We start from the raw sequence: 21,872 nt of genomic DNA on the forward strand, positions 1-21,872 counted from the left end.
ATGGACAGCAAGGTTGGCGTGGGGGAGGCTGGTATCGAGCCGGTGACCCTGGAGGATGTGCGGGCGGCGGCCTTGGCGCTGGGTGGCCAGGTGATCGACACCCCCTGCATACCCTCGCGCACGCTGTCGCGCATCGCCGGCTGCGAAATTTGGGTGAAGTTCGAGAACCTGCAGTTCACCGCCAGCTTCAAGGAACGCGGCGCCCTGAACCGCCTGCTGTCCCTGACGGAGGAGGAGCGGCGGCGCGGCGTCATCGCCATGTCCGCCGGCAACCATGCCCAGGGTGTGGCCTACCATGCCGGCCGCCTGGGCATTCCCGCCACCATCGTGATGCCCGAGGGCACCCCCTTCATCAAGGTGGAGCATACGGAGAACTTCGGCGCCAAGGTGGTGCTGAAGGGGGCGGTGCTGGCCGAGGCGGCGGCGGAGGCCGAGCGCCTGCAGAAGGAACACGGCTACGTCTTCGTCCACCCCTATGACGACCCGCTGGTCATCGCCGGCCAGGGCACGGTGGCGCTGGAGATGCTGAACGCCGCGCCCGACCTGGACGTGCTGCTGGTGCCGGTGGGCGGCGGCGGCCTCATCTCCGGCATGGCCGTGGCGGCCAAGGCCCGCAAGCCGGACATCGAGGTCATCGGCGTGGAGGTCACGGCCTACCCGCCCATGTATCAGGCCCTGCACAACCTGCCGGTCAGCGTGGGCGGCGACACCATCGCCGAGGGCATCGCCGTCAAGAACGTGGGCGCCACCACCCTGGAGATCGTCCGCCGCAAGGTGGACGACATCATCCTGGTGGAGGATTGGGAGGTGGAACGGGCCGTGGCCCTGTTCCTGAACATCGAGAAGACGGTGTCGGAGGGGGCGGGGGCGGCAGGCCTGGCCGCCGCCCTGAAGCATCCGGAGCGCTTCGCCGGGCGCAAGGTGGGCCTGGTGCTGTCCGGCGGCAACATCGACAGCCGCGTCCTGGCCAGCGTCATCCTGCGCCAGTTGGTGCGCGAGGGTCGCATCGTCACCCTGCGCGTGGTCATCCCCGACCGGCCGGGCGCCCTGGGCCGCATCACCACCCTGATCGGCGAGGCCGGCGGCAACATCATCGAGGCCGTGCACCAGCGCCTGTTCAGCACCGCCAACGTCAAGGCCACCGACATCGACATCACGGTCGAATGCCGCTCCGCCAACCACGCCGGCCGGGTGGTCGACGCGCTGCGCAGCAATGGTTTTCAAGTCAAGCCCCTGGCGGGGGAGTAATCCCCCTCCACGACGGTCGCCGGATCACCGCTGCCGTGTGATCTCAATCCCGGCGGAGGCCGCGTCGGGGAAGACGTCCAGCTTTTCCACGCGCACGGTGACGCTGTGCACCCGGGTGTCCTTCAGCAGGCGCTGGGCCACCGTTTCAGCGAAGGTTTCCACCAGGTTCAGGTGGCCCTGGGCCGCCAGGTCGCGGACGATGTTGACGCCGTCCTCATAGGACACCACGTCGGCGATGTCGTCACGGCGCTGGCCTTGGCGGTCTTGCACCATCATGTCCAGGTTCACGCGCAGGCGCTGGGCCTGGCGCTTCTCATGGTCATAGATGCCGATGATGGCCATCACCACCAGGTCGCGCACGAAGATGCGGGCCAGGGCGGGGCTCGCCACTGGTGACGTGGCCAGCGGCGGGTTTGCGATGGCGGGGGAGCGGACCTGGGCGGGCGCGGCCTTCGCGGCCGTGCCCGTCACTTGGGCGAAGAGCGTGTTCATGGGCCGCTCCTCTACCACCCCCGGCGCAGGGCGGGAAGGGTCGCTCAATGCATCTCGGCGATGACGCGCTGGCGCAGCATGTCGATGGGGGCCAGCTGGCCGCCCTCGACATAGTGCCAGAAGGTCCAGCCGTTGCAGGCCGGCAGGCCCTGCATGGCGGCGCCCACCTTGTGGATGGACCCGTTGTGCTCGCCCAGATGGTTGGCGCCCACCAGGGTGCCGTCGGCCTTGATGCGGGCGCTGTGGCGGCGGCGGGTGTCATAGAGGGTGGTGCCGGGCTGCAGCAGGCCGCGCTCCACCAGCCAGCCGAAGGGCACGCGCGGCTGGGCGCGCTTGGACGGCGGCTCCAGCAATTCGGCCTCGGCCGCTGGCTCCACCGCCGCGATGCGCGACAGGGCCACCTCGGCGTAGGTCTTCTCCCGCTCGATGCCGATCCAGTTGCGGCGCAGGCGCTTGGCCACCGCCCCCGTGGTGCCGGTGCCGAAGAAGGGGTCCAGCACGGTGTCGCCCACGCGGGTGGAGCTGGACAGCACGCGGTACAGCAGGGCCTCCGGCTTCTGGGTAGGGTGGGCCTTGTTGCCGTCGGCGTCGCGCAGACGCTCCGACCCCGTGCACAGCGGGAACAGCCAGTCGCTGCGCATCTGCAGCTCTTCATTCAGGTTCTTCATCGCCTCATAGGCGAAGAAGTACTTGGCGTCCTGCGACTTGGCCGCCCAGATCATGGTCTCGTGGGCGTTGGTGAAGCGCTTGCCCCGGAAGTTGGGCATGGGGTTGGTCTTGCGCCAGATGATGTCGTTCAGGATCCAGTAGCCCAGGTCCTGCAGGATGGCGCCCACGCGGAAGATGTTGTGGTAGCTGCCGATGACCCACAGCGTGCCGTCGTCCTTCAGCGCGTGGCGGGCGGCGGCCAGCCAGTCACGGGTGAAGCGGTCGTAGGTGGCGAAGTCGGCGAAGCGGTCCCATTCCTCATCCACGCCGTCGACGCGGGTGTGGTTGGGCCGCATCAGGTCGCCCGACAGCTGCAGGTTATAGGGCGGGTCGGCGAACACCATGTCGACCGATCCGGCCGGCAGACCCTGCATCAGGGAAACGCAGTCGCCCACAAGTATCCGGTTGGCGGGTGCAGCCTCGCGCACCTTGGATTTGGTCTTGGAGTCAGTACGGGTTTCCGGGGTCTTCAACATGGGGAGTATTCGCCGAATCGGGGGTTGATTTTTGCCGACAATGAGTTGGCCCCGAGTCGCCGTCAATGTATATTTTTTGCCAAGAGTCAGTAGAGTCAAAGGTTTAGGGCGAGTTGTTCTGAAATTGGAGCAAATGTACGGCGGTGAACGGGCGTGACCCCCAATATCTTGATTGCGTCACGATGTTCGGCCGTGCCGTAACCGGCGTTGCGTTCCCACCCATAACCGGGGTGGGACAGGGCCAGATCCGTCATCAAACGGTCCCGCGTCACCTTGGCGATGATCGACGCGGCGGCGATGGACAGGCTCAGCGCGTCGCCGCTGACCAGGGTGGTGATGCGGGGGCAGGGCAGGCCCACGGGGCGCTGGTTGCCGTCCACCAGGGCATGAACGGGGGTGGGGCCGCCATCGGCCGCCAACTGCTCCACCGCCCGGCGCATGGCCAGGAAGGTGGCTTGCAGGATGTTGACGGTGTCGATCTCCTCCACGCTGCTGATGCCGACCCCCACCCGGGCGTTGGCGCGGATGGCGTCGAACAGGGCCTCGCGCGCGGCGGCGGTCAGCTTCTTGCTGTCGTTGATGCCGGCGCACCAGGCGGGCGCCTCGGTTCCCACCGGCAGGATGACGGCGGCCGCCACCACCGGGCCCGCCAGGGGGCCGCGCCCGGCCTCATCCACGCCGCAGACCAGGCTGTCGGGGCCGTGACCGGCGTCCAATTCGTGCCGCAGGGTGGGCGGGCCCAGGTGGATGATGATTTCGGAGGCGGGCTTGCGGGGGCGGGGCATGGGATACAGGCTTTGGCTTAAGGGGAATGGCGGGCCGCCATGATGGCGGCGGCGCCCATGCCGGGCAAGGCCCCCGCGCCGTTCCCGCCGCGGGAGCCCCGGACGGCGCGGTTGAGGCAGATCATTTTGCCACCGACGCATCAGGCGCAGCATGCGGCCATCCCGCTTCCCGCCCCTTTTCTCGTCAGGCCGTCCCATGCGCCCCGATCTCGTCGCCAAGTACCGTAACCAGCGCGTTCCCCGGTACACCAGCTATCCGCCGTCGCCGCAGTTCAGCGCGGCGGTCACGGCCGATGACTATCGCCGCTGGCTGGGGCAACTGACGGCGGCCGACACCCTGTCGCTCTACCTGCATGTCCCCTTCTGCCGCAGCATGTGCTGGTACTGCGGCTGTCACACCACTGTGGTGAACCATGAGGCGCCCATCCGCCGCTACCAGGCGGCGCTGGAGGCGGAGATCGACGCCGTGGCAGGCGCCCTGGTCCCCGACTCCACGCTGTCCAGGGGGGGCGGCCTGCCTCCCGTCACCCACATTCATTTCGGGGGCGGAACGCCCACCCTGCTGCCGCCCGATGCCTTCCTGTCGCTCATGGACCGGCTGGCCCTACGCTTCGGCCGCCCGGCGGCGACGGCGGAGATCGCGGTGGAGATCGACCCGCGGACCCTGACCCCGGCCATGGCGGTGGCCCTGGGGCAGGGGGGCGTCACCCGTGCCAGCCTGGGCGTGCAGAGTTTCGATGAACGGGTGCAGCGCGCCATCAACCGCATACAGCCCTACGCCGCCACGGCGGAGGCGGTGGCCCGCCTGCGCCAGGCCGGCGTCGGCGGCATCAACCTGGATCTGATCTACGGCCTGCCGCACCAGACGGTGGAAAGCTGTGTTCAATCGGTGACCCAGGCCCTGGAGCTGGCGCCGGACCGGCTCAGCGTCTTCGGCTATGCCCACATGCCGTCGCTGAAGGGCCATCAGGCGCGCATCGACACCAGCGCCCTGCCCGGCGCCACCCAGCGGACGGAGCAGGCGGCCGCCATGGCGGACGTGCTGGAGGCGGCGGGCTATGCCGCCATCGGCCTGGACCACTACGCCCGCAAGGACGACGTCATGGCCACGGCCTATGCCGCCGGCCGCCTGAAACGGAATTTCCAGGGCTACACGGTGGACACGGCCACGGCGCTGCTGGGCTTCGGCGCCTCCGCCATCGGCCGCACGCGCGGCGGCTACATCCAGAACCGGGTGGAGGTGCCGGCCTATCTCAAGGCGTGGGAAGCCCATGGGGAGGGGGATGGCCAGGGCTGGGCGGTGGCCAAGGGTCTGGCGCTGACCGATGATGACCGGCTGCGTGCCGACATCATCGAACAACTGATGTGCCGCTTCTCCGTCGACCTGGAAGAAACCTGCCGCCGCCATGGCGGTTCTTTGGAAGAGGTCTTGACGCCGGAGACCCGCCACGCCTTGGCCGTGCTGGCGGACGATGATATGATCATCTGTGACAAAACGAGGGTGGAGGTCCGGGAGGAGGCCCGGCCTTTGGTTCGGAGTGTCGCGGTCCTGTTCGATGCCTATTTCGATCCAGGATCGGGCCGTCACAGCTACGCCGTGTAGATTTTTTTCAGAAATTTTCAAGATGGGGCGGATTGACGCGCCCGCGAAGCGCCCCTGCTTGCCTGCCTGCTTTCACAATGCGCCTTAGAAGACTGAAAACAAACAGTCCCACAGGTTAACGGAGGAGAGCCCCGAACCCGCTGCTGCAATGCAGCATTATGGCGATCGTGCCCCGCGAAAGTTGCATGAAATTACGAAGGCTGGCTGGTTTAAGACAGGCAGTGACCGAGAGAGTCATTTCCTGCATACCTGCCGCTTGCGTGCGTCTTAGAAATCGGGCATACGAAAACCCAACAAGGTTCGACTGTGAAGGTCGACAACGATCGCGAGCGGTGTTCAGGTCCGGGAAAGACGGGCCGTGGTGCTTGGGGCTAGCGCTCGTCAGGTTATGAAATAACCGGATGCGCGCTACGGGTGCCGGATACTGCTTCGCAAACGAATTGGAGGCAGATGTGGGAAGGTCGGTGTTGGTCGACCCCAGGATCGCAGTTCGATGTCCAGGTGAACCCCCGGTTCCGGACGTCGCGGATTCCACCCGCTCTGCCGCCCATGAATCACTTCCGCTCGGATGCGCCGTGGCGTTTTCCGATGCGGTGTCTTCCTTCGTGATGTGACCGCAGGAAAATGCCTTACACCGCAAAACAATCGTCAAGCAGCCGGTTGATCGGGCTGGTCGCCACGGTCCTGATCCAGGCCGGTATCGTTTACGCTCTCGTCACCGGCCTTGCGAACAAGGTCGTTGAGGTGGTCAAGGGTCCTGTCGAGACCAAGATCATCGAAGAGATCAAGGACGAGACGCCGCCGCCGCCGCCGCCGCCGCCGCCGCCGCCTCAGACTGTGCAGCCGCCGCCGTTCGTGCCGCCCGTCGAAGTGAACATCGACACGCCGCCGCCGCCCAGCCCGACGCCGGTCGCCACCACCAAGCCGCCGGTGGTTGTGCCGCCGACCGCCCCGGTCGCCCCCGCCGCGCCGCCGGCCCCGGCCGCCAGCCCGGTGAAGCTTGATCCCGCGAGCTTTACCCGCTATCAGCCGGAATATCCGTCTGCGTCCTCGCGTTTGGGTGAGGAAGGCCGTGTTGCGTTCGTCGTGTATTGCGACGCCAGCGGCCGGGTCACCGATGCCAAGATCGTCGAATCCAGCGGCCATGATCGCCTGGATGAAGCGGTTGTCCGCCAGGCCCAGCGCGGCGTGTGGAAGTGCACGGCGGAGACCCAGGATGGCAAGTCTTTGGCCACGTGGTCGTCCACAAAGATGGCCTACCGCTTCCAGCTCAAGGACGCGCGTTAACAGTTCAAGAAAACCGGGGCCTCTTAGACGCTGATGCGCAAGGGTTCCTCATCCCCTCAACCCAAATGTGTTGGAATTGTCATGAGCATTAGGGAGCGTTTCAAGCTGACCGCCGGTTCCATGGTGCGCTTTGCCATGGTCGCCCTGGTCGTCGGTACCTTCACCTCGGTCGCGGTCGCCCAGACCACGACCCCGTCCACCGACAGCTCGGCCCCGGCCGCCGCCGCTCCGGCCGCTGACCCGGCCGCTCCGGCCGCCGCGCCCGCCGCTGACGCCGCCGCCAGCGACGTCGCCGCCCCGCCGGCCGCCACCGCGACCGTCGAGAACCCCTACGGCCTGAACGCCCTGTGGAACGGCGGTGACTTCGTGTCCCGCGGCGTGCTGATGATCATGGTCATCATGATGACCGGCACCTGGTACATCATCGTCACCAAGCTGATCGAGCAGACCCTGCTGCTGCGCTCCGCCGGTCAGGCCGATAAGTCCTTCTGGACCGCCCCGTCCCTGGCCGATGGCGCCGCCAAGCTGAACAAGAACAGCGTTTTCCGCATGCTGGTCGAAGACGGCCTGCGCGCCACCGAGCACCATGAGGGCACCCTGGTCGACCAGATCGACCTGCACACCTGGGTGACCATGCAGCTGCAGCGCTCGGTCGACAGCATCAGCAACCGCATGAAGTCCGGCCTGGCCTTCCTGGCCACCGTGGGCTCGACCGGTCCGTTCGTCGGTCTGTTCGGCACGGTGTGGGGCATCTATCACGCCCTGACCAACATCGGCATCGCCGGTCAGGCCTCGATCGACAAGGTCGCCGGCCCCGTCGGTGAAGCGCTGATCATGACCGCCATCGGTCTGGCCGTCGCCGTGCCCGCCGTGCTGGGTTACAACTGGCTGCTGAGCCGCAACAAGACCGCCATGGACCGCGTCCGCAACTTCTCCGCCGACCTGCACGCCCTGCTGGTCAGCGGCGGCCGTCTCGGCGCCGGCAAGTCCGCCCGGAGCGCGTAAACCATGGGGATGAACGTCGCTTCCGGCGATGCTGATGATGATGGCGAGGTCGTATCCGCGATCAATACGACCCCCCTCGTCGACATCATGCTGGTGCTGCTGATCATCTTCCTGATCACGGTCCCCGTCGTGACCCACACGGTGCCGGTGGACCTTCCCAAGGAACGTAATCAGCCAACCAAGACGAAACCGGAAAACATCGTCATCGCGGTAAACCGGGACGGCGACATCTTCTGGAACGAAACCAAGATACCGGACTACACGACCCTGCTTGACAAGCTCAAGGTGCGGGCCGTGGACAAGCCCCAGCCGGAAGTCCACATCCGTGGCGACAAGAACGCGCGCTACGAATATGTGGGTCGGGTTGTGGTTGCCGCCCAGCGGGCCGGTATCGTGAAGATCGGTTTCATCACCGAGCCGCCGGCGGGCGCGATCCCGACCGCGCAGTAACGGTTCCGCCGAAGGAGTTTGAGCCATGGGTATGAACGTTGGCGGAGGTGGTGAAGACGAAGCCATGATGGACATCAACACCACGCCGCTTATCGACGTGATGTTGGTGCTGATCATCATGCTGATCATCACCATTCCGATCCAAACCCATGCGGTGAAGTTGGACATGCCGTCGGCGACCCCGCCGCAGTCCAATACGACACCGCCTGAGGTGGTCAACATCATGGTGGATTTCGACAACACAATTCAGTGGAACGGAACCACCGTTGATCGCCATGAACTGGAGCTGCGTCTCAAGGACGCCGCCCTGAAGAACCCACAGCCCGAGGTTCATCTTTGGCCGAACAAGTTGGCCAAGTACAACACCGTGGCGATGGTCATGGCCTCGGCCCAGCGCTTGGGCGTGACCAAGCTGGGCCTGGTGGGCGCTGAACAGTTCATGGATTAAGTCCGTGTCGACGGCGGCCTCGTTACCCAAGCGTGTCTGGGGTGCGGGGCCGCCGTTACCGTTTCAGGGGTCCCGTGATCATTTGGGGCGCGGACCCTTTGCCGGGTTGTCGTCCCGATTTCACCCCAATCACCGATTAGATTTCCCGCTCGTCTCGATTTCCCGACATGAGGGGCCGCTCGTCGGTCCAGCCCTTCAACAAAGCAGGTAGAGTCCTCGGAATGATCGCCACGCACTTCCTTCGTGCCGCACTGCTCGCCTCGGCGCTCACCATGGGCGGCGCCGTTGTCATCAGCGCCACCACGCCGGCCCACGCCGCCGAAGCCAAGAAGTTCAGCCCGGAAGTCGGCAAGCCGCTGCAGGAAGCCCAGGCCGCGCTGAAGGCGGGCAAGTTCAAGGAAGCCTTGGACAAGATCGACGAGGCCGAGAAGGCCAGCAAGACCAAGTCGCCGTTCGAGATCTGCACGTTCGAGACGCTGCGCGCCTCCGCCTACAGCGGCCAGAAGGACATGGGTTCCTTCGCCAAGTCGCTGGAAGCGACGCTGGCCAGCTGCCAGCTGCCGGACACGGACAAGGTCAACCGCGACAAGCTGATCGCCGAGGCCTATTTCAGCGTGAAGAACTACGCCAAGTTCTCCGCCGCCTCTGATCGCTATTACAAGGACGGCGGTACCGACAACCGCCTGAAGGAATTGGCCATCCAGATTTACCTGGACCAGAAGGACTACGCCAACGCCTCCAAGGCCGCGCGCGCCATGATCCAGGCCCAGGGTGGCAAGCCGTCCAAGGTGCTGCTGCAGACCATCGCCAGCGCCGAATACAACATGGACCACAAGCCCGCCTTCGTTGAGGCGATGGAACGCATCCTGATCAACTACCCCGATCAGGAAAGCTGGGAGAGCGTGATCCGCGGCGTGCAGAAGCTGCCGGGCTTCAACTCCAACCGTCTGCAGATCGACGTGCTGCGCCTGCAGCTGGGCGCCGGTCTGGTCAAGGAACCCGGCCCGTACCTGGAATTCGCCCAGTTGGCCATGAGCGACGGCCTGGGCGCCGAAGCCAAGGCCGTGATGGACAAGGGCTTCAAGGCCGGCATCCTGGGCAAGGCCCAGGGCGACCGTGAGAAGCGCCTGGCCGACATGGCCGGCAAGCAGGTCGATGACGATCAGCGCAAGCTGCCCGACGATGAGAAGGAAGCCAACGCCCAGCCGGACGGCAAGCAGTTGGTGCGCGTCGGTACGCAGTACCTGGCCCTGGGCAACTCCGCCAAGGCCATCGAGGTCATTCAGGCCGGCATCAAGAAGGACCAGCTGAAGTACCCGGAAGAGGCCAAGCTGCGCCTGGTCCAGGCTTATATCGCCGCTGGCCAGAAGCAGAAGGCCGTGGACACCATGAAGGCGATCAAGGGCACCGACGGCACCGGCGACATCGCCCGCCTGTACCTGATCCAGGCTGGCATCACCCAGTTCTGATCTCCCTGCTTCCAGCGCCCCGGCGCCCGTGGAAATAGCAAAGGCCGGTCCCTCACGGGGCCGGCCTTTTGGTATTTGGCGGCCCCATCAGAACAAAGCCAGTTGATCGCCCGGTTGTGGCGGCGGCTGGAACAGGTCGCACCGCATGTCCCAGCGTCGCTGGTCCAGGCCCAACCGTCGCGTTGCCAGCCTGTGGCGCGCGGCCAACAGTTGGGCATAGGCGCCGGTGCCGCGCATCCGGGTGCCGAACTGGGTGTGGTTGTGGCCGCCATCGCGGCATTGCCGGATGAGGCTCAGCACACGGTCGGCCCGGTCGGGCACGTGCAGGCGCAGCCATTCCTCCATCAGCCCGGCCAACTCGCGCGGCAGCCGCAGCAGGATGTAATGGGCCTGGTGGGCCCCGGCGTCCTTGGCCGCCGCCAGGATGGCTTCCAGTTCGGTGTCGTTCAGGGCCGGGATCATGGGGGAGGCAAGGACGCTGACCGGCACGCCGGCCTGGGACAGCTGCCGTACCGCCTCCAGCCGGCGCTGCGGCGTGCCGGCGCGCGGCTCCAGCCGGCGGGCGAGGTCGCGGTCCAGGGTGGTGATGGAGATGGCGACCCGGGCCAGGCCGTCGGCCGCCATGGGGGCCAGGATGTCCAGGTCGCGCAACACCAGGGGTGACTTGGTGATGATGCCCACCGGGTGGCGGAAGTCGCGCAGCACCTCCAGCACGCCGCGGGTGATGCGCTCCGTCCGCTCCACCGGCTGGTAGGCGTCCGTGTTGGCGCCCAGCGCGATGGGGCGGGGGACATAGCCCTTGGCTCGCAGCTCCTTGGCCAACACGGCGGGGGCATCCCGCTTCGCATACAGGATGGTTTCGAAATCCAGGCCAGGGGAATGCCCCAGATAGGCGTGGCTCGGCCGCGCGAAGCAATAGACGCAGCCATGTTCGCACCCCCGGTAGGGGTTGATGGACCGGTCGAAATTGACGTCCGGACTGTCGTTATAGCTGATGACACTACGCGACGTGTCCAGGCGGACCTGGGTGGCTGGCGACGTCGCCAGGTCCGCCTCCTCGTCCCAGCCGTCGCTTCCCATCCGGGCCCAGCCGTCATCAGTGCGCAGGCGACTGTGCGCCTCGAACCGTCCCGCGCGGTTGGAGTGGGTGCCCCGGCCTTTCAGCGGGCGGTCATCCAGGATGTCGACCATGGCGTCTGCCTCCCTTGCCGAGGGAAGCCTAACGCCCCGGGAAATAGAACACAACATGAACATTTGGGTGGGAGGCGCCTACCCACCCCGCTCGCCGGGCAGCAAAAAGGCCGCCCGGGGGAAGCCCCAGGCGGCCTTTTTCACGCGGGTTGGTGTCAGGCGGCGGCGACGGCCAAGCGGGCGCAGACGGCCTCGATCAGCAATTGCCGCGCCCGGTCGACGATGTCGTCCATCGACGGCGTGCGCACGAACATGGCGGCCGCCCGTTCCTTCAGCTCGTCGCGCGTCGGCAGGGTGGGCATGGTCGGCATGTGCAGGTCGGACAGGCTGGGCATGTGCAGCTCGGGCATATGCAGCGAGGCCAGCATGGCCTCCGCCTGGGCCCGGGCGTTTTCCAGCTTGTGCTGCAGTTCGGTCTTCACGTCGGCCAGCGAGGGCGTGTCGGCCAAGGTGGCCTGCACCCGGGCGGCGATCTGCTCCACATGGAAGGTGGCGACCAATTGGCTGGCGGCCTTCTCGATGATGGCCTTGCCCAGCCGCTGCTCCCCCGCACCACGGCGGCGGGCGGGCGGTGCAGGTCCCAGGTGATGCCCACCCAGGACAGCGCCTTCAGGATGTAATAGGTGGTGTCGATCTCCCACCAGCGGAAGCCCTGGCAGGCGGCGCTCTGGTAGGCATGGTGGTTGTTGTGCCAGCCCTCGCCCATGGTCAGCAGGGCGAACCACCAGTTGTTGCGGCTGTCGTCGCCGGTCAGGTAACGGCGGCGGCCGTACACATGGGCCAGGGAGTTGATGCAGAAGGTGCCGTGGTAGGTGGCGACGGTGCTCCAGAAGAAGCCCACCACCAAGCCGGACCAGCCGGCCGCGAACCACACGGTGACGGCCAGGATGAAGGCCGGCAGGTAATGGAACCGGTCCAGGAAGCGCAGCTCGGGGAACTTGGCCAGGTCCGGCACGGCACCCAGGTCGGTCGTGTCATGGCGGGCCGTGAAGATCCAGCCCATGTGCGCGTACCAGAAGCCGCGCTGGGCCGGGGAGTGCACGTCCGCCGGCGTGTCGGAATAGCGGTGATGGTGGCGATGCTTGGCCGCCCACCACAGGATGCCGCGCTGGGCCGAGGTCTGGGCGATGAAGGCCAGGATGAACTGGAACCAGCGGCTGGTCTTGTAGGCGCGATGCGAGAAGTAACGGTGATAGCCACCGGTGATGCCGAACATGCGCAGGCCGTAGAGGCCCACCGCCAGGGCCACGTCTTGCCAATAGACGCCCGTCCAAATGGCGCCCAGGCAGGCCAGATGCACCAGGATGAAGGGCAGGGCGCCGGCGGCCTGGATGTCGTCCAGGTAATGGTCTGCCGGCTTTTGGGCGGCGTCGCGGGCGGGCTTGGTCACCGGGGGTCGTACTCCGTAAAGGGGCGGTAAAAGGCCGCACAAGGGGTGAGGCTACCGATTGGATACCAGGAATCGGCGGCCAAGCCGACTCCCCGTTTGGCGCGGATGTCCCCGACGCCCAGGGTAAGGGACAACCCTGAAGGGGAGATTAACACGGGGTGCCGCATCCGCGATTTGTGCTGGGTCAAAAAAGCTCAGAAGTCGGGGGACAGATCGTCCGGCAGGAGCTGGTCCCCGGCCCCGCTGCTGGCCTCGCCCTGCATCCACCAGCCGGATTCGGCCAGCTTGCCCTCGTACAGCTCCATCACCGGCTTCCGCAGGCGATCGACCAGCACCATGTCGTGCGTCGCCACCAGGCACGTGGTGCCCAGCTTGTTCAGCTCGATGAACAGCCGCATGATGCGCAGGCTCATTTCGCGGTCGATGTTGCCCGTGGGCTCGTCGGCGATGATCAGCTTGGGCCGGGTGACCACGGCCCGGGCGATGGCCACCAGCTGCTTCTGGCCGCCCGACAGGCGCAAGGGGCGCTCATCCAGCTTGGCCTTCAGGCCTACCCACGACAGCAGCTCCGTCACGCTTTCCTGCACGTGGGCCTCATCCTGGCCCGCCAGGCGCAAGGGCAGGGCGACGTTGTCGAACACCGTCAGGTGGTTCATCAGGCGGAAGTCCTGGAACACCACGCCGATCTGGCGGCGGAGGGCCGGCAGGGCCTTGCGCGGGGTCTTGGACAGCGGATGGCCCAGCAGGGTGATCAGGCCGCGGGACGGGCGTTCCGCCAGATACAGCAGCTTCAGCAGGCTGGATTTACCGGCGCCGGTGGGGCCGGTCAGGAAATGAAAGGACCCGGGCGCCAGTTCGAAGCTGATGTCGCGCAGCACCTCAGGCCCGGTGCCATAGCGCAGACCGACATTCTCGAAACGGACCAAAGGCGGGGCATCCTTGAAATGGAAAGAGCCCGGCCCGCCCGCTTATGGGCGGGGCGGGACCGGGCCCGATCCAGGCAACGGAGGGGCGCTTACTCGGCCGAGGCCGCTTCGGCGTCCGCGCGGTCGGTGGTCGGGAACAGGCCGGCCTTCTCGAACGCGGTCAGGGTTTCCTGCGCCCAGGCGCGCAGGTCGGTAAGGCCGCTGTGGCCGGTCCACACATCGATGCCGTAGCGCTTCTCCAGGTCGGCGTCGGTCATCTTCAGCGCGTCGCGGACGGAGATGAACTCCTTCTCCAGCAGCTTCCAGATGTCGCTTTCGCAGCGCTTGATGGTGATCAGGCCGACGCCCTGGCTCTGGAAGCTCTTCAGGCGGCGGAAGGACTGGTCGTTCTCATAGGGGCCGAAACCGCCCGCCACCTCGTTCAGCACCACGAAGCGGCGGCCGAAGGGCAGCCACTCGTTCTTGTCGAACGAATACTGGATCAGGGCGCGGGCGTCCTCGATGGCCTGGGCCTCGGCCTTGGTGGTGACGATCAGGTCGATGGGGTTGCTGTTGCGGCGGCGCAGCAGGGCGCCGGCGTTGCGCGCCTCGGCCCAGGCGAACAGGTCGGCGGCCACGTTGGCGCCCACGTCCACGACGTAGCCACCCTCCAGCAGGGTGCGGCCGAACTCGTCCCAATACTTGATGGCCAGGTTGGGGTCGGTCGAGGTCTTGATGTTGGTCAGCTGCTCGCCGATGCCCAGTTCCTTCACGCCGGCGAACAGCCGGCCGAACTTGGACCGCTGGTTCAGCGTGTCGCTGTCGGCGGCGGCCAGCTTCACGGGCGCGCCCTTCTGCTCGTGCTGCAGGACCAGCATCTGGGCCACCAGCGTCTTGCCCTGGCCGCCGGTCTTGGCCATCGAGATATAGGTTCGCGTCATGGGGTCGTTCTCCTGGTCCCGCATTCTTGGTGCCGGCGTCCTTGGCCGCCCACGTTCCCGTCGCCCCTGGGGCGATATCCCCTTGGAAAGGAACCCCGGGACGCGTCTGGCCACGGGGGTGGACGGCGTCGGGAGGACCCGTCCGGCCGGGCCTTGAATCGATACAGGTTTTCCCCCCGCGCTTCAACTGCGGGGGGCGGTCTTAACCGAAATCGCGTCCCGACGCCCCCCGCGACCCCGCCATCAGGCGCGGTGCTCCTGAAGCCGGGGCATGATTTCCACCAGGTTGCAGGGGCGGAACCGGTTGTCCAGTTGGTAGCGCAGGATCAGGTCCCAGCCGTCGCGGCAGGCGCTGGGGCTGCCCGGCAGGGCGAACAGGTAGGTGCCGCCCGCCACGCCGGCCGTGGCCCGGCTTTGCAGGGACGAGGTGCCGATCTTCTCATAGGACAAGGTGCGGAACATCTCACCGAAGCCATCGATTCGCTTCTCATAGACGCTCTCGAACGCCTCGGGCGTGACGTCGCGGCCGGTCAGCCCGGTGCCGCCGGTGGAGATGACGACGTCCACCGCCGGATCGGCGATCCAGGCGCGCAGCTGCGCCGCGATGGCCGCCTGGTCATCCTTCACGATGACGCGGGCGACCAGCACATGACCGGCGCCGGTCAACCGTTCCACCAGCGTGTCGCCGGACTTGTCGGTGGTGGAGTCGCGGGTGTCGGACACCGTCATCACGGCGATCTGCACCGGCAGGAAGGGGCGGGTTTCGTCGATGCGGGACAAGGGGGCGCTCCTGTTCTGGATGCCCCTTAAGTGAGGGGCGGGGGGCTGTCCGTCAACCGGGGGGCCGTCAACCGGGGAGATCAGACCTCGACCACTTCCAGCAGTTCGCCATCGGGGCCGAAGCAGCCACAGACCAGGGCGCCGTTGAAGCCGCAGCCGCCGTCCAGCGTGACGGCATGGGGCGTGGCCACCGGGCCGCCATGGCTGGGGTCATAGCCGCGCACCACGCGGCGGAAACCGGCATACGCGCCTTCGATGCGGTGCCAGGCGGCGCCGCCCCACCAGAAGCTGTCGCCCTGGGCGGCCAGGGGGCGGGAGGTGTCGATGCCGGCGTTCACGAACAGCAGCTCGGGCAGGCCCTCCTGCCGCCGCTCCGTATAGGCGGCGCGGCGCAGGGTGGCGAACAGGGTGTCATGGCCGGGGGCGGCGCGCTGGGCGGTGCGCAACTGCCCGGTCCAGCGCGCCAGCGACACCGCGCCGTCGCGGGCGGCCGCCACCCCCTGGTAGGCGCTGCCGCCATAAGCCGCCAGGGTGGCGTCCACGCCCTGGCTCATCATCCATTGCAGCACTTCGATGGGGTTGGGCGCGAATTGCAGCTGCAGCAGCTTCTGCCACATCTCCTCCTGCCCGCCGCGCAGGTAGACCAGGTCACTGACGATGACCCCGCGCACCGACAGCACGGCGCGGCGGAAGGACAGCAGTTCATCCACCGTGTCCCGCACGCGGGGGCCGCGACCGATCAGGTTGCCGAGATAGACCAGCCGGTCCCCCGGCTGGAAACGGGCGCCGATGTCGTCGTGCAACGCCGCCAGCCGGTCGACGTCGCCATGAATCGCCCCCACGGCCCAGATGCGCCGCGGGCGGCCCAGCACGACAAAGCGCTCTTGTTCGTTCATGCGATGGGTCAGACCGGCAGGGGAAAGTTGCCGATCAGTGTATGCGCCGCCGCCCCATGAAAAAAGGGGCGATCGACCGGGATCGCCCCTTTTTCCACTAAGTATAGTGATGTCGGCGCACCGTACCCCCAATGGGCGGATACCGGCGAGCCTTGGCGGCGGACGGCTTACGCCGCCTTCGCCAGCACCGCTTCCAGCCGCTCGGTGGCCTTGCGCTCATCGATCTTTTCCACGGCGGCCAGTTCGCGCGCCAGGCGCTCCAGCGCCGCGTGGTAGATCTGCCGCTCGCTGTAGGACTGGTCGGACTGGTCGGTGCCGCGGTGCAGGTCGCGCACCACCTCGGCGATGGACACGGGGTCGCCGGAGTTGATCTTGGCCTCATACTCCTGGGCGCGCCGGCTCCACATGATGCGCTTGATCTTGGACGGGCCCTGCAGGGTTTCCATCGCGTCCTTGATCCGGTCCTTGCTCGACAGGCGGCGCAGGCCGGCGTTCTTCGCCTTGGTCACGGGGACCTTCAGCGTCATGCGCTCCTTCTCGAAGGTGATGGCGTACAGCACCACCTCCATATCGGCGATGGCATGCTTTTCGATCGCCACGATGCGTCCAACCCCGTGGGCCGGGTAAACGACGTAATCACCAGTGACGAAATCGAGCTTATCGGTCATTTGGATCGGCTCTCACAATTCGGCTTTTAAAGTCCCGCCTCGGGGAGGCGGGCCTGGACGCCCGGAACGGCATGCAAAGGTCGCTGTCGGCCTGCCAGGGGCCGCGACAACGGACAGACAGCACGAAGGCGCTGGGGGAATGTGGCACGCTTAAGCGTTCGCGAACGGCGTGCCTATTCTCGCGTCCAGAACTATAACCGATATGACGATGCGATGACAGGTCAACAAGACCACGTTCGACTTAAGTTCCTGGTATGGCCCAGGATGTCGGACATGCGAATCGCGCATGTCTTAGGCACAAGCCGCTTAAGATTTGGGCGGCTCCGCCGAAAAGAAAGACAAAGCGCCGCCCGGCCCGGTGGCTGGCGGCGCTTGATGCCCGTCTCAGTTGCCGTTGCCGGGCTTGTCGCTGAAATAGGTCTTGAACTTGTCCGGCACGCCCTTGAAGGCGTCGGCGTCCGCCGGGGCGGGCTTCTTGCGGTTCAGGTTGGGCCAGGCGGCGGCGTACTGGCGGTTCATCTCCAGCCATTCCTCGGCGCGGCCGTCGGTGTCCGGCAGGATGGCTTCGGCCGGGCATTCCGGTTCGCAGACGCCGCAGTCGATGCATTCATCGGGGTGGATGACCAGCATGTTGTCACCCTCGTAGAAGCAGTCCACGGGGCACACTTCCACGCAGTCGGTGTACTTGCACTTGATGCACTGCTCGGTCACGACATACGGCATTGCTCGCACTCTCCTTGAAAACCCGGTTCCCCAGGCGCCCGGACCAGGGCGGCCTCTCCAGCGGGGTGGCACGGGGGCACGTATAGCCCGATATCGCCCGAGGGTATAGCACCCGCGAGCGTCGGCGAAACCTACGTCGTCCGGATAGCGGCCGGATGACAGCGGGAGAGGTAGAACATGCGTGGGGCGGGCGCAACAGGGTTCAGCGTGCGCGGGTGGTGGCCCCCGTCCGCGTCCAGCGCACGCCACACGTAAAAAGAGCATGTCCGATTGAAATTGACTTATCGATATGGATAGTCTGGCCCAAGACCGGGGAGAGGTAGGAACGGCATGACGGCGCACGGCGACAATGGCCAGGCGGAAGACCCACCCGGGATGACCAGGCGGTGGGACTCGGGCTCCGTCGAGCCGTCGCCGGCCATGGCGGCGGAGCTTTACGCCGTCCTCCAGCGCTTTTCCCAGGCCATCGTCGTGTTCGGTCCCGATGACCGGGTGGTGTTCGCCAACGACCGCTACCACGACATGTTCCCCCGCTCGCCGCCACCGGGCGCCATCCTGGGCTGGCGCTTCGAGAACCTGCTGCGCCATTCCATCGCCGCCGGGCAGGTGCCGCAGGCGGAGGCGGATCCGGAGGCGTACATCGCCCGGCGCCTGGCCCAGCGCGGCATGTCCCAGCGCGGCCTGGCGCGCGAAGGGCTGATTGGCGACCGCTGGTACCGCGCGGTGGAGGAGCGCATCCCGGGAGGCGGCCTCGTCCTCAGCTACAACGACATCACCGACCGCCGCCTGGCCGAGGACGAGGTGCGGCGCAAGTCCGCCATCCTCAGCGCGGCCATGGAGGCGGTGCCCGGCGGCTTCATGGTGATGGACGAGGACTTCAATTTCGTGGTGTGGAGTCGCAACTGGCCCGCCATCGGCGGCGCCACGGACGAGATCATCCGCACCTATCCCAACATGCCCGATCTGGCCCGCTGGCAATCGCGCCGGGGCGACTATGACGGTATCCGGCTGGATCCCACCCAGTTCGACCCGGCGGCCATCGCCTCCATCCCCTGGCTGGGCCGTCTGCTGGCCTTGCAGGCGGCCCGTCCCCCACAGCTGATTCCCAGCGATGAGGAACGGGAGCTGTTGGTGCAATGGCAACTGCTGCGCTACCGGCCCGAGGGCCGGCCGGACGGGGAGCGCGCGGAAGGCACCGGCACCATCCACATCGGTGGCGAGGACGGCCGCATCGTCGAATTCCGTCGCAACCGCATGCCCGGCTTGGGTTGGGTGTCGATCTACAACGACGTCACCGAACGTTACCGCCATGAGGAGGAGACGGCGCGCGCCCATGCCGAGACGGCGCGCGCGCTGCAGGACCTGCGGGATACACAGGAAAGCTTGGTGCAGGCGGAAAAGCTGGCGTCCCTGGGTGAGCTGGTGGCCGGCGTGGCGCACGAGTTGAACACGCCGGTGGGCATCAGCTACACCGCCGCCACCTTCCTGGCCGACCGCCTGCGCGACTTCCGGGCGGAATTGGCGAGCGGACCACCCCGCCGGGCGTCCCTGATGGACTTCCTGGATTTGGTGGAGGAGACGGCCAGCCTCATGACCGTCAACGCCGGCCGCGCCGCGCGCCTGGTGCAGAGCTTCAAGAACATCGCCGTCGACCAGACCAGCGACGAACGGCGCCTGTTGTCGCTGAAGCCCTATCTGGAGGAGATCGCCATCAGCCTGGGCCCGCAATGGAAGCGGCCGGGCCATACGTTGACGATAGACTGCCCCGCCACCCTGGTGCTGGACACCTACCCCGGGGCGCTCAGCCAGGTGCTGACCAACCTCATCGTCAACGCCACCCTGCACGCGTATCCGCCGGGGCAGGCGGGGCGGCTGACCATCACCGCCTCTTCCCTGCCGCCGACGCCGGCTGCGGCGGGGCGGCCGCCGGTGGAGCATGTGGAAATCTTGTTCTCCGACGATGGCAAGGGCATCCCGGCGGAGGCCTTGCCCCGCATTTTCGACCCGTTTTTCACCACCCGCCGCGGGGCCGGCAGCACGGGCCTGGGGCTCAATATCGTCTTCAACCTGGTGACCCGCACCTTGGGCGGCCGCATCGAGGTGGACAGCGCCCCCGGCCGGGGCACCCGCTTCTTCCTGCGCCTGCCCAAGGTCGCGCCCCAGCCGCCGGCGCCGCCGCCCGCCGAGGCGGAGATCGTGGCCGTCCCGGGCTGACCACGGCGGGCGGTGTGCACCCCCGGTGTGCTTCGCCGGGCAGCCGGTGCTTGCCCCCGCTGGACCGGCCCACTACGGTGGGAACGGCGGTCGGCACCCATGCCGGCGCGCGGGGGGCTTTGGGGGCCGTGCCTATGGGGATATCGTCGCGCTGCCGGGCAGGGGGCCGCCGCCTGGCGCTGTGGGCTGGCCTGCTCCTGATGGCAGGTCCTTCAATTCCTGCCCTGGCCGCCAATCCCCAGTCCGGAAAAACGCTGGTCCGTTCCATCGGCGGGGTGCCGCTGACCCTGGACCCGCAGCGCGCCGACCTGGGATCGGAAAGCCTGGTGATCAACGATCTGTTGGAAGGCCTGCTGGCGCCCGATGGCCGGGGGGGCGCCCGGCCCGCCTTGGCGGAAAGCTGGACCGTCTCCCCCGACGGCCGCATCTACACCTTCAGGCTGCGGGCGGACGCCGCCTGGTCGGACGGCACGCCGGTGACGGCGGATGACTTCGTCTTTTCCTGGCGGCGCCTGGCGGACCCGCGCACCGCGTCGCCCTTCGCCTTCTACATGGGCATCGTGGTGAACGGGGAGGCCATCGCCAAGGGTGCGATCAAGGACCCCCGGCGCTTGGGCGTGACGGCCCTGGACGCCCACACCTTCCAGGTGGAGCTGGTGCGGCCCACCGCCTATTTCCTCGCCATGTTGCAGCACCAGGCCTTGTTCGCCGTGCAGAAGGCCAGTGTGCAGGCCTATGGCGACGCCTTCACCCAGCCCGGCCATTACGCCGCCAGCGGGCCCTATGTCCTGGTTGAAGACGCGGCCGGCGATCACCTGACCCTGGCGCGCAATCCCGCCTATTACGACCGGGCGAAGGTCGCCATCGATACCGTGCGCGACCTGCCGCTTCAGGACCGCGAGGCGGAGACGCGGCTGTTCCAGGAGGGGACGCTGCAGGCGACGTACGAGTTGCCGGTGGACCAGGTGGCCTGGGCACGGACGGCGTTGCCGGACGCCTTCGTCAGCGCCGAGGCCTACGACACCTATTTCCTCAGTTTCAACCTGCGCAACGAGCCGTGGAGGTCGTCCCCCGCCCTGCGTGAGGCGCTGACCCTGGCCGTGGACCGGGAGGCGCTCGCCACGGGCGTCCTGGCGGGGGAGAGGCCGGCCTACAGCTATGTGCCGCGCCTGGAACCCGGCCCTGGTGTACCGGGATACGAACCGGGCTGGCCCGCCTGGCGCGACCTGTCCCAGGCGGAGCGGGAGCGGCGGGCGCGGACCCTGATGGCCGAGGCCGGCTATGGCCCCGGGGGCAAGCCGCTGCCGGTCATCACCCTGTTGCATCCCACGGGCGCCAACTGGCAGTCCGCCGCCGCCGCGGTGGCCCGCCAGTGGCACGCGGTGCTGGGGGTCGAGGTGCGCCTGGAGGGGCGGGATTTCCAGGCGGTGATCGACGAGGCCGGTAAGAAAGCCTTCAAGGACGTGGTCTTCGCGTCCTGGATCGGCGACTACCCCGATGCCAACAGCTTTCTGGCGTTGATGCGGGCGGATGCCGGCCGCGAGAATTACCCCAGCTATGCCAACCCCCTGTTCGACGCGCTGGTGGACGAGGCCAACGGCGAGGCCGATCCGGGGCGTCGCGCCAGCCTGCTGCGCCGGGCGGAACGTTTGCTGATGGACGACACCCCCCTCATCCCGCTGTTCCACAAGAGCATGCGGCGGCTGGTGTCGCCCCACGTCACCGGCTGGGTCCCCAATCCCTTGGATCTGACACCCAGCCGCTTTCTCGATGTGACGCCGTAAGGGGCTGCGCGTTGTCTAGCGTCCCCGGTCCACGGCTGGGCCGCGGGCGTTGGGCGCCGTGGGCGGGTGGTCGGGCGCCGGCGGCGTGTCCCAGCCATGGGCCAGGGTGCTCTCCGCCATGGGGATCAGGACCTGCCCCAAATCCACCGGCACCTGGAACCCGGGTCTGCCCGGATCGGGACAGGAGGCGGACTTGGCGCGCAAGGCCCAGCCATCGGGCAGGGGGCGGTCCCAGACGAACACGGCGCAGGGCCCCGTCAGCGGTGGCCGGGGCCTGTAGGTCTCGTCGATTGGGAAACCGGGATAATTGCCCCGGACGCTGCCGGCCGCGCCGGCGAAGGTCTGCGGGGTGAGGGGCGGTGGCGCCGGGGGAACCGGCCCCGGTTCGGCGCACGCCGACAAGCCCATC

22 protein-coding genes are annotated in these 21,872 nt (G+C 67.3%); 9 read left to right on the forward strand and 13 right to left on the reverse strand.

Annotation, left to right across the window (positions count from 1 at the left end):
* Positions 1 to 1,248: a threonine ammonia-lyase gene (locus tag ULB03_RS08810; RefSeq protein WP_322482802.1), complete on the forward strand. Its 1,248-nt coding sequence runs from the start codon at positions 1 to 3 to the stop codon at positions 1,246 to 1,248.
* Positions 1,249 to 1,272: 24 nt separating this feature from the next.
* On the opposite strand, the gene folB is transcribed toward ULB03_RS08810, so the two are convergent.
* From folB to ULB03_RS08825, 3 genes are all read right to left on the reverse strand, one after another.
* The gene (gene folB / locus ULB03_RS08815) at positions 1,273 to 1,740 is read right to left on the reverse strand and encodes a dihydroneopterin aldolase (RefSeq protein ID WP_322482803.1); all 468 of its coding nucleotides are present in this window, start codon (positions 1,738 to 1,740) and stop codon (positions 1,273 to 1,275) included.
* 44 nt (positions 1,741 to 1,784) lie between these two features.
* Entirely contained in the window at positions 1,785 to 2,822 is a 1,038-nt protein-coding gene (locus ULB03_RS08820) for a site-specific DNA-methyltransferase (protein ID WP_246130165.1), read from the reverse strand.
* A 197-nt stretch (positions 2,823 to 3,019) separates the two neighbouring features.
* On the reverse strand, positions 3,020 to 3,709 hold the full coding sequence (locus ULB03_RS08825) for a ribonuclease HII (RefSeq protein WP_322482804.1): 690 nt from the start codon (positions 3,707 to 3,709) through the stop codon (positions 3,020 to 3,022).
* 196 nt (positions 3,710 to 3,905) lie between these two features.
* Here ULB03_RS08825 and hemN point away from each other — a divergent pair, with 196 nt between their 5' ends.
* The 6 genes from hemN (at position 3,906) to ULB03_RS08855 (ending at position 9,971) form a co-directional block, all read left to right on the forward strand.
* Positions 3,906 to 5,312 carry an oxygen-independent coproporphyrinogen III oxidase gene (gene hemN / locus ULB03_RS08830; protein WP_322482805.1) on the forward strand — a complete coding sequence of 469 codons (1,407 nt, stop codon included), beginning with the start codon at positions 3,906 to 3,908 and terminating at the stop codon, positions 5,310 to 5,312.
* A gap of 624 nt (positions 5,313 to 5,936) precedes the next feature.
* On the forward strand, positions 5,937 to 6,599 hold the full coding sequence (locus ULB03_RS08835) for an energy transducer TonB (protein WP_322482806.1): 663 nt from the start codon (positions 5,937 to 5,939) through the stop codon (positions 6,597 to 6,599).
* Between the two features lie 81 nt (positions 6,600 to 6,680).
* The gene (locus ULB03_RS08840) at positions 6,681 to 7,604 is read left to right on the forward strand and encodes a MotA/TolQ/ExbB proton channel family protein (protein WP_322482807.1); all 924 of its coding nucleotides are present in this window, start codon (positions 6,681 to 6,683) and stop codon (positions 7,602 to 7,604) included.
* A 3-nt stretch (positions 7,605 to 7,607) separates the two neighbouring features.
* Positions 7,608 to 8,054: an ExbD/TolR family protein gene (locus ULB03_RS08845; protein WP_322482808.1), complete on the forward strand. Its 447-nt coding sequence runs from the start codon at positions 7,608 to 7,610 to the stop codon at positions 8,052 to 8,054.
* A 25-nt stretch (positions 8,055 to 8,079) separates the two neighbouring features.
* Entirely contained in the window at positions 8,080 to 8,502 is a 423-nt protein-coding gene (locus ULB03_RS08850) for an ExbD/TolR family protein (protein ID WP_145611263.1), read from the forward strand.
* A gap of 221 nt (positions 8,503 to 8,723) precedes the next feature.
* On the forward strand, positions 8,724 to 9,971 hold the full coding sequence (locus ULB03_RS08855) for a tetratricopeptide repeat protein (RefSeq protein WP_322482809.1): 1,248 nt from the start codon (positions 8,724 to 8,726) through the stop codon (positions 9,969 to 9,971).
* A gap of 87 nt (positions 9,972 to 10,058) precedes the next feature.
* Here ULB03_RS08855 and ULB03_RS08860 read toward each other — a convergent pair whose 3' ends face one another.
* From ULB03_RS08860 to fdxA, 9 genes are all read right to left on the reverse strand, one after another.
* Positions 10,059 to 11,162 (reverse strand): PA0069 family radical SAM protein, encoded by a 1,104-nt coding sequence (locus ULB03_RS08860; RefSeq protein WP_322482810.1) that lies wholly within the window; start codon positions 11,160 to 11,162, stop codon positions 10,059 to 10,061.
* Positions 11,163 to 11,317: 155 nt separating this feature from the next.
* A complete protein-coding gene (locus ULB03_RS08865; RefSeq protein WP_322482811.1) occupies positions 11,318 to 11,662 on the reverse strand; it encodes a hypothetical protein in 345 nt (114 codons plus the stop codon).
* A complete protein-coding gene (locus ULB03_RS08870) occupies positions 11,581 to 12,552 on the reverse strand; it encodes an acyl-CoA desaturase (RefSeq protein WP_322482812.1) in 972 nt (323 codons plus the stop codon). Before ULB03_RS08870 ends, ULB03_RS08865 begins: the two co-directional genes overlap by 82 nt.
* 194 nt (positions 12,553 to 12,746) lie before the next feature.
* Positions 12,747 to 13,478, reverse strand: a complete 732-nt coding sequence (gene ftsE, locus ULB03_RS08875) for a cell division ATP-binding protein FtsE (protein ID WP_322482813.1) — start codon at positions 13,476 to 13,478, stop codon at positions 12,747 to 12,749.
* A gap of 89 nt (positions 13,479 to 13,567) precedes the next feature.
* The gene (locus ULB03_RS08880; protein ID WP_246130145.1) at positions 13,568 to 14,398 is read right to left on the reverse strand and encodes a hypothetical protein; all 831 of its coding nucleotides are present in this window, start codon (positions 14,396 to 14,398) and stop codon (positions 13,568 to 13,570) included.
* Between the two features lie 243 nt (positions 14,399 to 14,641).
* Complete coding sequence (gene moaB / locus ULB03_RS08885) at positions 14,642 to 15,178, reverse strand: molybdenum cofactor biosynthesis protein B (protein ID WP_322482814.1); 537 nt, start codon at positions 15,176 to 15,178, stop codon at positions 14,642 to 14,644.
* An 80-nt stretch (positions 15,179 to 15,258) separates the two neighbouring features.
* The gene (locus tag ULB03_RS08890) at positions 15,259 to 16,074 is read right to left on the reverse strand and encodes a metallophosphoesterase family protein (RefSeq protein WP_322482815.1); all 816 of its coding nucleotides are present in this window, start codon (positions 16,072 to 16,074) and stop codon (positions 15,259 to 15,261) included.
* A 167-nt stretch (positions 16,075 to 16,241) separates the two neighbouring features.
* The gene (locus ULB03_RS08895) at positions 16,242 to 16,742 is read right to left on the reverse strand and encodes a CarD family transcriptional regulator (RefSeq protein ID WP_145729803.1); all 501 of its coding nucleotides are present in this window, start codon (positions 16,740 to 16,742) and stop codon (positions 16,242 to 16,244) included.
* 384 nt (positions 16,743 to 17,126) lie between these two features.
* A complete protein-coding gene (gene fdxA, locus ULB03_RS08900) occupies positions 17,127 to 17,465 on the reverse strand; it encodes a ferredoxin FdxA (RefSeq protein ID WP_322482816.1) in 339 nt (112 codons plus the stop codon).
* A 330-nt stretch (positions 17,466 to 17,795) separates the two neighbouring features.
* On the opposite strand from fdxA, the gene ULB03_RS08905 reads away from it, so the two are divergent.
* Together ULB03_RS08905 and ULB03_RS08910 are read left to right on the forward strand one after the other, a co-directional pair.
* Entirely contained in the window at positions 17,796 to 19,679 is a 1,884-nt protein-coding gene (locus ULB03_RS08905) for a PAS-domain containing protein (protein WP_322482817.1), read from the forward strand.
* A 200-nt stretch (positions 19,680 to 19,879) separates the two neighbouring features.
* Positions 19,880 to 21,463 (forward strand): peptide ABC transporter substrate-binding protein, encoded by a 1,584-nt coding sequence (locus ULB03_RS08910; RefSeq protein ID WP_322482818.1) that lies wholly within the window; start codon positions 19,880 to 19,882, stop codon positions 21,461 to 21,463.
* A 15-nt stretch (positions 21,464 to 21,478) separates the two neighbouring features.
* Here ULB03_RS08910 and ULB03_RS08915 read toward each other — a convergent pair whose 3' ends face one another.
* Complete coding sequence (locus tag ULB03_RS08915) at positions 21,479 to 21,871, reverse strand: hypothetical protein (protein ID WP_322482819.1); 393 nt, start codon at positions 21,869 to 21,871, stop codon at positions 21,479 to 21,481.
* Position 21,872: the final 1 nt, after the last annotated feature.

The sequence above is a fragment of the Nitrospirillum goiasense genome (assembly GCF_034427435.1).
GTDB lineage: Bacteria > Pseudomonadota > Alphaproteobacteria > Azospirillales > Azospirillaceae > Nitrospirillum.